Origin of the sequence: Sphingobacterium phlebotomi, from assembly GCF_008180195.1 — a bacterium.
Lineage (GTDB): Bacteria > Bacteroidota > Bacteroidia > Sphingobacteriales > Sphingobacteriaceae > Sphingobacterium > Sphingobacterium phlebotomi.
Window position 1 is genome coordinate 1 of sequence record NZ_VTAV01000013.1, and the last position, 14856, is coordinate 14856.

Here is a 14856-nt window from a genome sequence, read left to right on the forward strand (position 1 = left end):
ATATATAAAACGTATATATGTATAATATATTGTATGAAAATTATATTTTTTTTTGATATAAAAATACCTCTACTCATTTATTCTTCATAAAGTCGTTCTAATGAAAAACCTTCTTCCTGTAATGTTAGTACAATATCAAAAGCCCTGATATTGGCAGCTTTTACAGACAACAGAATCCCATTGAGATGTTTTGTAATCTGCCAATCACTAATATTCGGAATCTTCTTTATGCAATCTTCTAATTTTCTCAATTGAGAATCTTCTGTCACTAACGCTTCGAATTTAAAATTTTCCATGGCATTATCATTTTATGGGTTATCAAAAATTACGCTTTTAATATTAAAGCGCTCGGTATATCTTTTAACCATTCCTCATTTTTTTGCAATAAGTATTTCCACGTCGCCAGACTGCTGAGCATCAATTCAAAAGATTGCAGTTCCGTCGTACTACCTAACGTCTCATCATACCGGACTTCGATATGGTTTGGGGCCGCATGATCTATAGATCGTACAGCCTCTTTAAGCTCTAACGAAGATTTAATCGTGTCGTTTAGATCCCAAATGGTAATATGGACACCACTGTTCTGGATAAACTTGTGAATATACACCAACAAGACGCTATCACTCAAAGAATCAACAGGTACCAATATACGATTGATAGCTGTGGGTAATCCTTTATCTATTAAAATGCCATAAGGTATATTCACCGTTTTTAGGAGATTCTTTGTACGATCATCAAAAAAGTCACTTACGAAAATGTTTTCCTTTCCAGTCAACGTTCCATATAATCTTTCGGGGTTGATCATTTTACTCGTAAAACCCAGAATTTTTCCCAATAACGTACCTTCGATACAGATTGTCCAATTCCCGTCAGTAGAAGGTCATAATCATCTGTGTTTGCCATTTGTGCGATGTCTTCTTCAATATCATCCGTTCCTCTGAATATAGGACGATATGGCTGATTCAATAGATTACTTTCCTGATCGAGATCCGTAAAATTTTCCCTTTCATATTCTTCGGAATTAAATTGGTTCAATTCATTGCCCGGAGATAGGTGTAGAGCTGATATAGTTGAATTATCAGTTGACTTTTTCGTTAAGATATGTGCAAGTCTCAACAAAACCTTACCCGTATTGGGATTAGCAAAAGAAATTAGTATATTATATTTATTTTTCTTGGAGATACCTTTATCATCCACATCCTTTTCCGGCTTAAAATAACGATTAATAAAATCCAAAGCTGGTCCTGTCATAAAGGTCGTGACCAAAGCCATCAATACCAATATTGCAAACATCTCAGCTGTCAACACACCAAGATCATAGCCAATATTCAATGCTACCAACTCCATCAACCCTCGTGTGTTCATCAATGCGCCTATTGTGAGACTACTATGCCAATTCTGACCAACAAACTTGGCGGACAGCGCACTCCCCACAAATTTACCGACAACTGCAATCACGATTACCAGAACACAGATCTGCCAAAGCCCAGGTTCGTTCAATAATCCAATCTGCGTTCTTAAACCAGTGAACACGAAAAACAACGGAAGCAACAGTACCTGAGATACGTCTTCCACTTTTTCTATAAAGATATTTCGGAAGCTAACATTTGCTGGCATAATAACCCCCGCCATGAAAGCTCCAAATAGGGCGTGTATGCCAATAATCTCTGTTGTCCATGCCGAAATAAGCAGTGTCAGAAAGAAAATTCCCACTACGGGTTTACTCATTCTCTCTTTACTGGAATACAAATCGCCTATGCGTTGTAAGAAAGGGCGTACAACACGTAACATAAGCACGACATATGCTGCAGCAAACAGAATAGTGTAGCCCGCACTTGCTAACGACCCCGCCTTTACCACGGCAATCACTGCGGCCAATAAACACCATGCCGTAATATCATCCGCCGCCGCACAGGTAATGGCTATAGAGCCTAGCCTGGTCTTGGTCATTCCTCGCTCTTGCACGATTCGGGCAAGTACTGGAAATGCTGTGATACTCATAGAAATACCGATGAATAAAGCATAGGAAAGAAACGAGATGTCCGGCGGAGCCGTTTGTTGAAAGATAAAATAGGCTAATACCATCCCTAAAAGGAATGGAAAAATAATACTGGCGTGGCTGATAACGATAGCATCGTGTGCCTGGTTCTTAAGGATTTTAAGGTCTAGCTCCATCCCTACCACAAACATGAACAACACCAAACCCAGTTGGCTAACCACTCCTAAATTGCCAAGAGACTCTACAGGGAAAAGAAAAGAAGACATTTCGGGGAAATAATTCCCCAAGAGGGACGGTCCGAGGACAATACCTGCAACAATTTCACCAATGACCGATGGTTGCCCTATTTTCCGGAACAGAATACCAAAGAAACGTGCGACTAAAATAATGGCAATAATCTGGAGCAAGAGCATCGCTAAGGGATAAGCTAAATTACTGCCGATTGTCGCCACGAAATGTTGCCAGGCAGATCCTCCTGAATTATTCTCGGTCATGGATCCTATACTCTCCAGGCTTTTGCCATGAAGTACAATCCAATAACCGAGTGCAACGCCTCCAATAATGATAAAAAGATAATATAATATACTTCTAACCTTCATACTTATGCTCTTTGTCTTTTATCTTCGTTCTACTAGACAACACAAGTATATTCGTTTTGTGGGAAAGGCTATAGGAAGTGTCTCTATTTTTGTACTGAAACGTCTTTTTTTTGTACTAACCTGGCAGGAGCGCTACAAACTGTTCCCTGTATTGTTCGGAGAGTTTAAATTGTATTGGTTTCCTATGGGATGCCAACTCACAGGATACCCATTGGGTGGTATAATGGCTTACGGCGTGTAATGCTATCACGGTCTTTCTATTGATTTTACAAAACCGCCCTCTCGGAAATCTTTCTAGAATATCATCAAAGGTAATGTTCTTTGCTAATAACGTTTGTCCATCTTTAAACCATATTTCTTTATCGCGTCTATCATTTTCCGCTACGGCTATATAGGCGATATCATTCGTGTTCATCCGGGATTTACCGAGGTTGGTGTTAAGCTCCACGTAAATATGGCTAGCATGGCCTTTATTGGATAACCATACCTGCGCTTTGCTAAAAGCTTTCTCCAAACGTTCTAGCCGGTATGGCTTCCGGAGATAATCTACAGCGTCTAAATCAAAAGCCTCCGCCGCATATTCTTTATAAGCGGTAGAGAATATAATAGCTTTCCCTTCTAGTCTCTTTGCTAATTCCAGTCCGTTGATACCCGGCATATTAATATCCAACACACAGGTGTTGAAATCTAATTGATCTAAATCGTCCAAAAACTTTAGGGGGTTATTGTACGATTTGACCACCTCAACATTCTCGAGCTCTCTACATAATGCCTGCAAATAACCTAACATCGGAAGCTCATCATCTAGCAAAACGCATTTAATCATTCGCATGTAGTTTTATTTCCAATTTGACATGATACACATCGTCTTTTTGTTCCGTCATCAATTTATAGTTGCCACCATACAATTTATCTAATCGTTTCTTAAATGTCTTATCGCCTATACCACCATGTCCTGCATTTTTATACATCGTATTAGGTTGTATTTTGTAGGAAACCGACAAAAAGAAGGTATTTTCTACCGTCTCGAACACAATCGAAATAAAACTATTTTCACTTTGTACATCTGCATGTTTAAAGGCATTCTCAATAGGATTTATGGTAATGAATGGCGCAATTATTAAGTTACCCGCCTCAGGAGCAATTTTTATTCGCATATGGAGATCAAACAATGGACTAACCTTTAATCGGTTGATTTCTATCAAGTTTTGAGCAAAACTTACCTCATCCTTTAGTTTGACGAACTTATCATCCGACTCATAGAGGATATAATCTAAGACATTGGACAATTTATCCAGGGCATGATAGCTATGATAAGCATGAGATTGAATCGCATTTAGCGCATTTTTCAATAAATGTGGGTCTAATTTATAAGGAGCCAGATCAAGATAAAGGCTGGCCTTTAAATCATTTTCTTTTTGTTCCGAAAGCTCTCTATTCTTCTTTGTCAACTGTTGTATTTTTCGGTACATCAACCATAAGAGACATCCTGCTCCTACACATAGCACGATTATTATTATCCAATAAAAACGATCTCCCATTTTTGTTCTCCATTTGGGCTTTTGTCTTCGGTAAAGATAATTAAATTGGGTTAGTGTTTTCCCATTACAAATGAATATAAATACCGGTAAAACAAAACAGGTGCTTTCGATAAACGAAAGCACCTGTTTTGTTTGCCGAGTATAAGTAACGAAATTACTTATTGTATCTTATGGAAAAATGTCCCAATCGGCTTGTTGATCCTGGAATGGCGATACTACCGCCGTTCACGGAGGTATTGTTAATATTTAGCAACCGGATTTTAATATTCGGTTTGTTGAGTAGCTCGTCCGGCAATTTATAGCTAAACATTTTGAGACCGGCGGTAACATTCTGTGTTTGATTCGCGGCGATCTGTCCCGTAATTTGATAGTTTGCTATTCGGTTCCAGTTTTCGCCATCAAGCGAATATTCAACCGCAAAATCCCGAGGCCCTCCACCGGTACCTGTACTGCTGACGCTAACCGCTTCAAACTGCAACGAAAGAGAAGATGTGATACCCTGCGTAGAGACCTTGTCCATGATCCAATATCGACCTGTACCCCAAGTATTCACATTATACGAAGATTTTGAGATAATCGTATTCGCGTCCGGCTTGTCTCCTCTATATTTATCAATAAGGTATACCCCATTCGGTGCGTTAGCCGCATAAAATCCTGTACCCTCATCCTTTTGAAGGGTTGCACCTGCGGGTCCGGTCGTAGGTGGCAGGTTAGGAGTTCCATCCGGAAACCCTGTTGTTGGTTCCAGTTCCCATTCTACCAATATCTCGGAAAATCCATTTGCCCGATTCGGGTTGACCGCAATATCCCGTTCTCTAAGATGCCGTATAGAATACTCGCCTAAGTCACCATATGCACTACCCCGGATCTTAACCACCAACCCGGTAATTGTCCCAGAACCTTTCGGTACGCTGTTTCGGCGGTAGGCAACTTCCCGGTTGGTAATAAGATACATATTATCGCCTTGGATATCGCTTATAGGAGCCGGATAGTGCTTCGTCGCATGATCGCCATATGCCTGTGTCACATAAAATTCGTGAAAATTACTATATCCGCCATGTGGAATAGCAAACTCCACATCTTTCAGGGTGACGAGCGACAACACATGATCTTCCGTCAAATCTCGCATATATAGTTTCGGAGGAGAAAAACCGGGATCAGATGCGCTTGTTAGTATATTGGCTGAACTTATATTTTTGATGACTCTATAAGAGACACCGGCGTCCTCAAATGTTCCTATTTGAGCCCCGTCTAGGAGTAAATTCACTTTATCATATTGATTAAGCGAAAGACTTCCGACAGCCTCAAACGCTATTGCCGTATTGTTTTCATCCTGGATAATATAGGTATTCTTTCTAAAATTGTCCGACGTCCCTGTTGACACAATATTCCCGGTAACAGAAATATTTTCATCGATAACACCCAGCGGCAATCCTTTCACATAACCAAAGTCCTTTGTTTCCGGCGGACCGTCGTTACCACTTGCCATTTGGGTAACGGTTATCTTATCCCATACGTCTTCCACATCTTCATTGCTCGTGTTTTCGTAAGATAAGATGATCGTGGCCGTCCGCTCCTCTTCTACTGTGTTCAGCGCCGTCTGGAACCTTAGCACGTCTGCCTGCACATTTATATTAGCTATCCAATTTTCCTCCGCCTCCTGTTCATACAAGACTTCGATACTGATTCCGCCTGCCGGAATATTGGTATTCAATTTGATTTCGTGCGTTCGCGATCTTGAACCTACTTCCAGTTCTTGCTCTTCCAACTCCAATACCGGATCGGTAGCCAGTTGCGTAAGTTCAATTTTGTGATATTTTCCATCGTTGGTCGTTACAATAAAAAACGTGGTGGTTCTAGAGCCTACGGTACTGTTTTCCTCGTAAGACAAATGCAGTTGGCCATCGCCGTTTCCTGATTCATTTTCTACATGCAGCCAAGCAGCATCTACACCCCCTACTTTCCATGTTGTATTCGACTTGATATCAAGGGAAAGCGAACCATCCGTAGCACGGACTACCGGGTTAAGGTTCTTAATTTCTAACGTATCGGGTGCTTCCAGCTCTTTGCTACAGCTTCCGATCGTCAGGAGTAAAAAAAAGGTCGACACGGCCAAAAAGATATTCGATCGTATCTGCTGATAATATTTTCTATTCATCATCACCGGTTAATTTGTTGATTTTTTTATTTCGATATAGGTCGGATAATGGTCGGAAAACGAGTCCGTATAGGTGGACTGTATAATATCTGAATAGACAACGGTATTACGGGCATTGTCACTCACAAAAATATAGTCTAACCTCGCTCCTTCATTTGGTCCGTTGGACGACACATTGTCTACTGGCCATGTTGGTTTAAATATATTTTGGAGCAGCGGATAGGTATCAAGAAAATTGTATTCTTTCAGTGTATTCGTAACGGTATGGTCTCTTTCTCCGTACCGATATCCCGGCCCGTAGCTATCACGGTCAAATGTATTATGGTCGTTTAAGTCACCGCCGATGATAACCGGGACACTGGTATAATGCGCTGCATCATCCATAATAATTTTTATTTCATCTTTGCGTGCTATCTGGTAAATATTCCTTTCGTTATCCAGCTCATAAGGACACAAATGAATCGAAAACACCCTTATACCAGCAGTTTCGGCCGTTACATAGCCATGATGCAACACACCGGTTTGTACCACTTTTCGAATATTATTGATCGGTTCTTTCGAAGTAATGCCGGTAGGGATACCCACTGTTTTCGTCAGCACGGCATGGTCGTGCCCATACGTCTTTGCAAACGCGGCGAAAGAAGCATCGGTAAAGTGCATCATTTCCTGAACCAGGATAATATCGGGATCATAGGTCTGAACCCATTCGGCGAATTTCTGTCGCTGTTGTGCATTATTTTTGAAGCCTTCTTGTATATTATAGCTCATCACCTTCAAGACATCTTGAGCCAGCAAGGTGATGGAAATATTATTTTCCTGCTTCTGTTCGATGATAAGGTCTATCCGCTTCGAGTTATACCCAGGTGCAGTGACCGTGGCATAGCCTTTTGCGGTATGACTTTGATCTTCGATCTGTATTTCTCCTTGATTATCCGTGTAGCCTTCTCCTGTCCGGATATGTTTGGGTGCCAGCTGCCGATACGATACGACATAAGCACCTTCTATAGGCTCTCCCGATGCGTCTGTTACATTAAACGTCAGCAAGGTTTTGTCTTCCCCATTCTCCCGAGCAAAAGGACCGGGATCGAATTCTCCACTACTCTTGCATCCGACTAACATCAGGAACATACAAAAAGTGAGTTGTGTTATATTTCTTACTTTCATTTTTTCGTTTCTTAATTTCATCGCCTTATCCTCCGGTTTTATCCCAACCATCATTCTGTTCCAGATTCTCGTCGCTTAATATCAATTCGTCCAACGGGATAGGATATAGGTAATCCTTTTTCTCGTCCCACTTCTTGCTGATATCTGGAAGATTAACAATCCTTCCGCCATTTCGACCGTTTTCCAGCACCAACTCGCCCAGCCGTTGGTATTGTCTACCCGGTACAGGTGCGGGTGCACTGCCTTCATAAATCACCAAATCGATTACGCCGTCCTGATCCAGATCATACTCTCCTACACCCGGGAAATACATTCCGTAAAATGGCTTGGCAAGCCGTGCTCCTTCTTTCCATCGCATTAAATCACGGTAGCGATGTCCTTCTTTAATAAGTTCTATCCGGCGCTCACGGCGAATTTCGAGGATTACGCCGCGGCTTGCTCCAGCAGCTACATTGGGGTATTCGGAAAGTAGGAATGGATCTGGATTGGCATTTGCCGCGTTTACATCAAGGTTAGGCATATCCACGCGATCACGCAACAACTTAATGCTCCGGTCGATATCCGTTTGGGATAAAGTACCCAACTCTGCTTTTGCTTCGGCATAGTTCAACAGTACCTCCGCATATCGGAATACGGGCATATCGTTAATGTTCCGGCCGGGATCATACGCAGGAGACAAGATATACTTCACATATTGGTAACCTGTTACGCTGGTCGCAAAATCCGGCACAGACCTTTGGTTGCTCCCAATCCTTCTATATCCCGGTATACGGATGGTCTGTGCCATACGTGGATCCCGGTTTTGGGTTTCTTCGTAAAACGGCATCGTTTCGTATCCAGGAATATCCGTGAACCGCGTCCCATCCGCCATCAAATAGCTATCTACTACAGATTTTGTCATTCCGGGCCTGCCAAAGGAAGCGGAGAGAATATAAAAATTAGCGGAATGGATCAATGGTACGGCTTCCGTGTATTGAAGCGCCAAGATCATTTCATCCGTAATCGCATTATCAGCGATAAATAGCTCTTGATACGCGGTATTAGGCTGGCTCGTATAAATACCATATACACCTGCTTGCATCAATTGTTCGGATGCATCGACACATTCTTCCAAAATCTCTTCCCAATCGCCCAAGCCGTGGTATCTCCGAAATGTTCCTTCAAATAAGCACATCCGTGATTTCAGCGCCAGGGCCGTCCACTTTGTGATCAGTTGTGCACTTTTCTGCTCTCTGCCATGTTCAATCGCAAAGTCGATATCTTCCAACATTTTGTCAAACACCAATTTTCGAGAGTCCCTGGGCTTTTTAAGTCCTTCATCATCTACGCCCAATACCTCGTCATACCAAGGCACATCGCCAAAGCGAACGACTTTATCAAAATAAAAATAGGCTCTGAAAAACCGGGCTACCCCGTCGTACAATAAACGAGCCGCCTCATCTTCAGACTGGTGCGAATGCGCCAAGTAAATGTTGATGCGTCGTAAGGCACTCCAGGACCAACCCCCGCCGCTCCCCGGTGTAATACGCGTTCCCCGAAACTCATCGGGCAACGTGTTGCGAGCCTCATCATCCGCCTGGTGTGGGTTATTATAGTGGATGGCCAATGCGTCGGGCAATTGATCATAAAATGTATTCGTATAGTTTTCCAGTTCCTTCGCATTACGAAAATAGTTTTCGGGTGCGAGTTCTGCCAAAGGATAACGCTCTAAATAACTATCATTACAGGATAGCATCAGCCCCATTATGCTTACGGCTATATAATGAAATATCTTCTTCATCTTCTATTCAATTTTTAATACTGTTTACCTTGACTAAAACGTTAATTGCGCGCCAAACGAATAAACTCTCCCCATCGGGTAGTTTCGACCGGTGGGATCTGACATTACATCTTCCGGGTCGAGATAATCCGTTTTCAATTTCGTCCAGGTATGGAGATTTTCTCCCCCTACATATACCCGCAGTCGATTTACTTTGATTCGGTCCATCCATGTTTGAGGCAAGGTATAGCCGACGGTTATATTGCGTAATTTCAAATAGGCCAGGTCTTGCAGATACATATCATTCGCTACCGATAGTTCGCCATTCTGAGCCGTGTATCCACGCAAAAATGGAAAATAAGCGTTCGGATTCTCGGGCGACCAGACCTTGCTCGGGAAATCAACCGGAATAAACGAATCGTACGGACGCGAATATACCGACCAGAAGGGTTGGCTGTTCGGATCTGGATACCAATGTCTGCGTCCTACACCTTGCAGAAAGACCGTCATATCAATACCACTCCAGCTTCCTCCTAATGTCAGTCCGTAGGAGTAGCGTGGCAGACTGTTTCCGATAATGCGTCGATCGCCGGGGTTGTCTAATGTATTGGCTCCGGCATTAATGATCCCGTCATTATTGACATCCATAATCTTGATATCTCCTGCCTGCAACATGCGCAATTCTGCAGTTGGCGCCTGCACCCGGCGTACGTTGATCTGATCTTGGTTCACGATAGAAGCCCAAGCCTGCGCTTCTTCTGTTGTGCTAAAGAATCCGTCATACGTATAGCCCCAGATTTCGCCCCAGCGTTTTCCTACATAATGCGAGCCGAGATGTCCGTCGGGATTATCGAATTTCGTGATGTGCGCTGTGTAATCAGACAAAACACCGCGGATGTTATAAGAAAAAGGTTTTCCTGCTAATTGAAACTGATCATTCCAACCAATGGTCAGATCGAACCCTTTTGTGCGGAGATCTGCCGCATTTATACGGGGCTCGCCGGCGCCAAATACACCCGGAAGCTGCTGGCCCACACTTAGCATATCACGTGTATCGCGGATATAGACGTCCGCCTCTACCGATAATCTGTTTTGCAACATATTGATATCCAAGCCCAGATTACTCGTGGTAATGCTTTCCCAAGTCAGCGTATTGGCCACAGGCGCCGGAGGATTCGTCACATTAAGCCGTTGCCCACCAACCAGATAGTCAATCTGACCTGTACCCATCGATGCGATATATTCATACGTGCCTACTTCCTGGTTCCCAAGGGAACCGTAAGACGCCCTGATCTTCAGATTATTGATTAGCGGCCGTATATTGTCGAAAAAGGGCTCTTCACTAAGCCTCCATCCGGCAGAGAAAGACGGAAAGAAACCGAATCGGCTGTGCTGTGGGAAGCGCGATGTTCCGTCGTAGCGGCCACTGGCTTCGAAGAGATATTTTCCGGCGAAGTTGTAATTAAACCGATAAAAGCCACCGCGTACGGCCCATTCATCGGCACCCCCGCTGAATTGCCTGTTTCCTACCACTAAATCCAGGTCATTCAACGATTCCGAAAGTAGGTCATCGCCGATACCGCCCACACGTTTGTATGTCCGGTCCTCTTGGTTAAACCCTACAGTAGCGCCAACATAATGATCTCCAAATGTTTTTTCGTAATTCCCAAAAACATTGATAATATTCCAATGGTATTTACTCATGGTTTCATTGAGACGATCGAGTGTAAGTGCGCCCAGATTACTGCGCTCCATAACACCTGGAAATTTAGAATAGTATTGTGGTGTATGTCGATAGGAATATTCGGAGCGGTACTCCCTGTACGAGTAATTCGCGGTCAATGTCAATCCTTCCATCAGTTTGAATTTTGCTTCGGTGGTATTGGTCATCTCCGTTCCGTTGTTGTAGCCCTTCATTGTACCACTTTCCAAAGCGTTGTGCATACCATAGCCAATAGGATAACTGTTGACGCCCGAATAGCCGGTCAGTGTACCGTCCGGATTTCGTGGCACATAAGCCGGGTGATATTGGTAAATCGGGTCATTGCTCACCGCATTTGTTGTGGTATTGAAGTTCGTACCCAATCCATGCCAGTCGTATTTGGATTTAAAGAAATGGGTATTGTTGCTTACCGTTAGCCATTTTTTTACATCGCTCTCTACTTTTGCGCGCAGGTTATGCCTTCTATACTGATCGGGTCTGACATTGAAAATTCCCTGTTCTTTTGAAGTAGCACCGGTCAATGAATAGCGTGTTTTGTCGTTTCCACCAGAAATAGTGACGTTATGCTCCTGCTTAGGTCGGTTATCATTATAAAAATAATTGAACCAATCAAAATTCGCATAGTAACGGTACATGTCTTGTCCACTAGCATTCTGTTTTACTACTACCCACGGACGGTCTGGATGCTCCGTCTTATCGTTGACCCGTGCCCAAAGCTCCTCGTAATCTTCCTCCGAGTAACGGGTTGTTCCGTAGCCCAATGCATTATACATGGCCGCGTCATTGATTTTGGCATTCCAGTATCCGGAGGTGATAAAATCGGTATTTACGCCGTGCGTAGTATATCCTACATTCGTGGTATAAGAAATATTTGTTTTACCCTCTTTGGCACTTTTTGTTGTGACCAAAATAACGCCAAACGCTCCCCTCGCACCGTATATGGCGGCTGCAGACGCATCCTTCAGTACGGTAACGGATTCCACATCATTCACGTTGACACGGTCTAATGTCCCTAAAATACCATCGATCAAAATCAGCGGCCCTCCGCCATTAATAGAAGTTGTTCCCCTTACATTGACACTTCCGCTTGTGCCCGGCCGTCCCGATCCGAACGTTACATTCACGTTTGGAATGGCTCCCTGCAATGCCTGCGTAAGCTGCGTCACGGGGCGCTGCTGAAAGTCATCGCCGGAAATTTGGCTCACGGCGCCTGTTAAGTTCACCTTCTTCTGCGTACCATAGCCTACCACGACAACCTCATCCAAATCAGCAATGTCTTCCATAAGTTCAATGGCCAGTACTTTCGTATCTCCAACCGTTAGCTCTTGGGGCCGATATCCGATCAGGGATACCACGAGCGTCTGTCCTATTTCGGCTGTGATTTCAAATTCTCCATCGGTGCCCGTCATCGTGCCGACTGCGGTGCCCCTGACCGCCACGGTTGCACCAGCTAAAGCTTCACCGTTATCGTCACGCACTACGCCCGAAATCCGCCGTTGTTCAATCGGTGTAACGTAAGCGTTTTGTGCATACTGCGTTTGTCCGGCCCGGCTCACAATAATGGTATTTTCCTCCAAATTAAAATCAAACGGCAAGCCGTTCAACAATAATTGCATAGCCTGCTTGAGGTTGGTTCTATTGGTCTTGATATGAGCTACCTTAACGCTCCGGACTTCATTGTGTTTATAAAAAAGGTAATATCCGGTCTGCCGGCTAAACTCTTTCAGAACATCTTCCAGCAAAACATTGCTCCCCTCATAGCTTACCTGTTGCGAATAACTCTTGGCACTTAAAAAGCAGGTCCCGAGTATCATAAATAATACCGTAAGTCGCATAATTTTAAAAATCTGTGGCGAATAAATTTTATGGAAAGGTATTCTCCATAAATCGTTTAAATTCATATTTTTGATATAATTAAGTAGTGAATTGATGTTTTCGATTTTTCAATCTAACTATTTGATCATGGGCGGTAGTGTGGCAGCACTACCGTTTTTCTTTTTGTATTCATTTATCTCTCATACATTTATTTTTTTTGTCCAACCATTAGTTTTCTACCTTCCAGTGCTATATCGATATTTCCATATCGCAATACCTTCAGCACTTTTTGGATATCTTCGTTCCGCTTTATTTTCCCAACAAACTCATCTTCACCGTGCGCTCCCTGATAAATGACATCCACGTCATACCACCGCGCCATCTGCCGCATCAGCACTTTCAGCTCCACCCTGTCAAATTGAAACACCCCCTCTTTCCAGGCCATGATCGCTTCGATATCTGCCTCTCCTACCCTATCATTTCCATTTTTGGAGGTGCTCAATTCAAAGCCTGGTTTCAACACATGTTCCCGTGTTGCACCTTTCACCTTTACGCTACCTTCGATAAGTGAGGTCCGGGCATACGGTTCGTCTTTATAGGCATTGATATTGAATTTTGTCCCTAAAACCTCGACCTGTTGCTGTGGCGCTTGGACGCGAAACGGTCTGGCCACATCGCGCTGGATTTCAAAATATACCTCTCCTGTTATGGACACCTTTCGCTCGGAAGCCGAGAAATTGGATGGAAACGATATCGACGAGGCACTGTTTAGCCAAGCTTTCGAACCGTCGGGCAGCACGACCTGGTAAATCCCTCCTTTTGGTGTTTCGATTGTATTATTGACCTGTGTAGCGTTGTCTTTATGTTCTGTTATTTCAAAGGAGACCAAGCCATCTTCTTGTTTTCGGATGATAAAGCCCTCCCCTTGTTCGATCACACCGTCGGCCTCGTCCGTCAAAACAATTTGCTTCCCGTTTCCCATGGTCAATATGGCCTTGTTACCACCTGGCAAAACTTCCGGCAAAACAGTAGCTATCTCTTCTTTTGAAATATTCGGTTCGTCCAGTTTTTGGTGCTGATAGGTCACAAACAAACCGATGAGCAATACCGCTGCCGCGGCACCAGTCCATATGCGCCATGCTAACTGTCGCTTTCTTAGCTGCGGACGTTCGTCAACAATACGGTTCCATATTTCGTCTTTTACAATCTGGGCTTCATTTTGCTCCACTTTCGTTATCCTTTTTTGGAGCTCGTCGGTATACCAATGTTCCAAAAATTCTTTTTCTTCTGGCGAACATTCACCAGAAATATATCGTTCGATTAATGCTTGTATTTCTTTTTCGGTCATACGGATTTATATCCTTTACGACTTAAAGACAAACTTCTCCCCGGCTAGGGAGTAGAAAAAAATGAAAATAGTTAAAATAGGAACATTAGGGTCGTTAAAAGAAGGTAATAGAAGACATAAGCCAATCTAGATTTTAGAATTTTAAGAGCATTGTTAACCTGTTTTTTGACCGTTTTATCGGAAATATTAAGCTCTTCTGCAATCTCTTTGTGGGTTTTGTTTCCGTTCCGGCTCATTTCAAAGATTTGCCGCATCTTAAGCGGAAGCGCAGATATCTCCTCATCTATTCTTTCTTGCACCAAGTTTTCCCGAAGGAGATAGTCCGTTCGGTTCTCTCCGACTTCGCCATACTGCGCAAGGGAGATCATATATTTTTCGTGTATCTTGTGCTGCGCATAGGTATTCAGTACTTTATTCCGGACGATTCGATATAAATAGGCTTTCAGCGAAATCTGAATATCTAGATTTTCTTTTTTGTCCCATAGCTCTAAAAACAATTCCTGCACGATATCTTTGGCAGTGTCCTCACAGGACGCCATGGCGCTGGCATGTGCATATAGGTTTTCCCAATAGCGCTCATAAAGCTCTCGGAAGGCTTCCGTTCTACCTTTTTGGACAAAAGACAACAAAACTTTATCTTCAAGGGAACTGTACATGGAACATATTTGTTAAAAAATGGTCGGCGTATCTGTGACCAAAAATATATCTTTTTTCGATACAAAAGAAATATTTTTATGTGAACAGGGAGTT

11 protein-coding genes are annotated in these 14856 nt (G+C 43.2%); all 11 read right to left on the reverse strand.

All coding sequences use genetic code 11. The annotated features are described in order from the left end of the window. Positions 1–77: 77 nt before the first annotated feature. The gene (locus FXV77_RS15970; protein WP_148920244.1) at positions 78–296 is read right to left on the reverse strand and encodes a hypothetical protein; all 219 of its coding nucleotides are present in this window, start codon (positions 294–296) and stop codon (positions 78–80) included. Between the two features lie 29 nt (positions 297–325). Next, on the reverse strand, positions 326–805 hold the full coding sequence (locus tag FXV77_RS22475; protein WP_246162491.1) for a hypothetical protein: 480 nt from the start codon (positions 803–805) through the stop codon (positions 326–328). Continuing rightward, complete coding sequence (locus FXV77_RS15975; protein WP_246162492.1) at positions 802–2598, reverse strand: cation:proton antiporter; 1797 nt, start codon at positions 2596–2598, stop codon at positions 802–804. The genes FXV77_RS22475 and FXV77_RS15975 overlap by 4 nt, the downstream gene beginning before the upstream one ends. Positions 2599–2713: 115 nt before the next feature. Further along, entirely contained in the window at positions 2714–3424 is a 711-nt protein-coding gene (locus tag FXV77_RS15980) for a LytR/AlgR family response regulator transcription factor (RefSeq protein ID WP_187444159.1), read from the reverse strand. Then, complete coding sequence (locus FXV77_RS15985; RefSeq protein WP_148920246.1) at positions 3417–4139, reverse strand: sensor histidine kinase; 723 nt, start codon at positions 4137–4139, stop codon at positions 3417–3419. The genes FXV77_RS15980 and FXV77_RS15985 overlap by 8 nt, the downstream gene beginning before the upstream one ends. A 154-nt stretch (positions 4140–4293) precedes the next feature. Continuing rightward, entirely contained in the window at positions 4294–6300 is a 2007-nt protein-coding gene (locus FXV77_RS15990) for a DUF5689 domain-containing protein (RefSeq protein ID WP_148920247.1), read from the reverse strand. Positions 6301–6306: 6 nt separating this feature from the next. After that, on the reverse strand, positions 6307–7482 hold the full coding sequence (locus FXV77_RS15995) for an endonuclease/exonuclease/phosphatase family protein (protein WP_222867811.1): 1176 nt from the start codon (positions 7480–7482) through the stop codon (positions 6307–6309). A 4-nt stretch (positions 7483–7486) separates the two neighbouring features. After that, complete coding sequence (locus tag FXV77_RS16000) at positions 7487–9241, reverse strand: RagB/SusD family nutrient uptake outer membrane protein (protein WP_148920249.1); 1755 nt, start codon at positions 9239–9241, stop codon at positions 7487–7489. 33 nt (positions 9242–9274) lie between these two features. Next, a complete protein-coding gene (locus tag FXV77_RS16005) occupies positions 9275–12844 on the reverse strand; it encodes a SusC/RagA family TonB-linked outer membrane protein (RefSeq protein WP_148920250.1) in 3570 nt (1189 codons plus the stop codon). Between the two features lie 122 nt (positions 12845–12966). After that, a complete protein-coding gene (locus FXV77_RS16010) occupies positions 12967–14106 on the reverse strand; it encodes a FecR family protein (protein WP_148920251.1) in 1140 nt (379 codons plus the stop codon). 71 nt (positions 14107–14177) lie between these two features. Beyond that, positions 14178–14762 carry an RNA polymerase sigma-70 factor gene (locus FXV77_RS16015; RefSeq protein ID WP_148920252.1) on the reverse strand — a complete coding sequence of 195 codons (585 nt, stop codon included), beginning with the start codon at positions 14760–14762 and terminating at the stop codon, positions 14178–14180. Positions 14763–14856 lie beyond the last annotated feature (94 nt).

What these genes read in the sequence shown, in the direction of transcription:
- FXV77_RS15990 (WP_148920247.1), bottom strand. Translation starts at nt 6,300, where the DNA reads ATGATGAATAGAAAATATTATCAGCAGATACGATCGAATATCTTTTTG.
- FXV77_RS15995 (WP_222867811.1), bottom strand. Translation starts at nt 7,482, where the DNA reads ATGAAATTAAGAAACGAAAAAATGAAAGTAAGAAATATAACACAACTC.
- FXV77_RS16015 (WP_148920252.1), bottom strand. Translation starts at nt 14,762, where the DNA reads ATGTACAGTTCCCTTGAAGATAAAGTTTTGTTGTCTTTTGTCCAAAAA.
- FXV77_RS15980 (WP_187444159.1), bottom strand. Translation starts at nt 3,424, where the DNA reads ATGATTAAATGCGTTTTGCTAGATGATGAGCTTCCGATGTTAGGTTAT.
- FXV77_RS15970 (WP_148920244.1), bottom strand. Translation starts at nt 296, where the DNA reads ATGGAAAATTTTAAATTCGAAGCGTTAGTGACAGAAGATTCTCAATTG.
- FXV77_RS22475 (WP_246162491.1), bottom strand. Translation starts at nt 805, where the DNA reads ATGATCAACCCCGAAAGATTATATGGAACGTTGACTGGAAAGGAAAAC.
- FXV77_RS16005 (WP_148920250.1), bottom strand. Translation starts at nt 12,844, where the DNA reads ATGAATTTAAACGATTTATGGAGAATACCTTTCCATAAAATTTATTCG.
- FXV77_RS15985 (WP_148920246.1), bottom strand. Translation starts at nt 4,139, where the DNA reads ATGGGAGATCGTTTTTATTGGATAATAATAATCGTGCTATGTGTAGGA.
- FXV77_RS16000 (WP_148920249.1), bottom strand. Translation starts at nt 9,241, where the DNA reads ATGAAGAAGATATTTCATTATATAGCCGTAAGCATAATGGGGCTGATG.
- FXV77_RS16010 (WP_148920251.1), bottom strand. Translation starts at nt 14,106, where the DNA reads ATGACCGAAAAAGAAATACAAGCATTAATCGAACGATATATTTCTGGT.
- FXV77_RS15975 (WP_246162492.1), bottom strand. Translation starts at nt 2,598, where the DNA reads ATGAAGGTTAGAAGTATATTATATTATCTTTTTATCATTATTGGAGGC.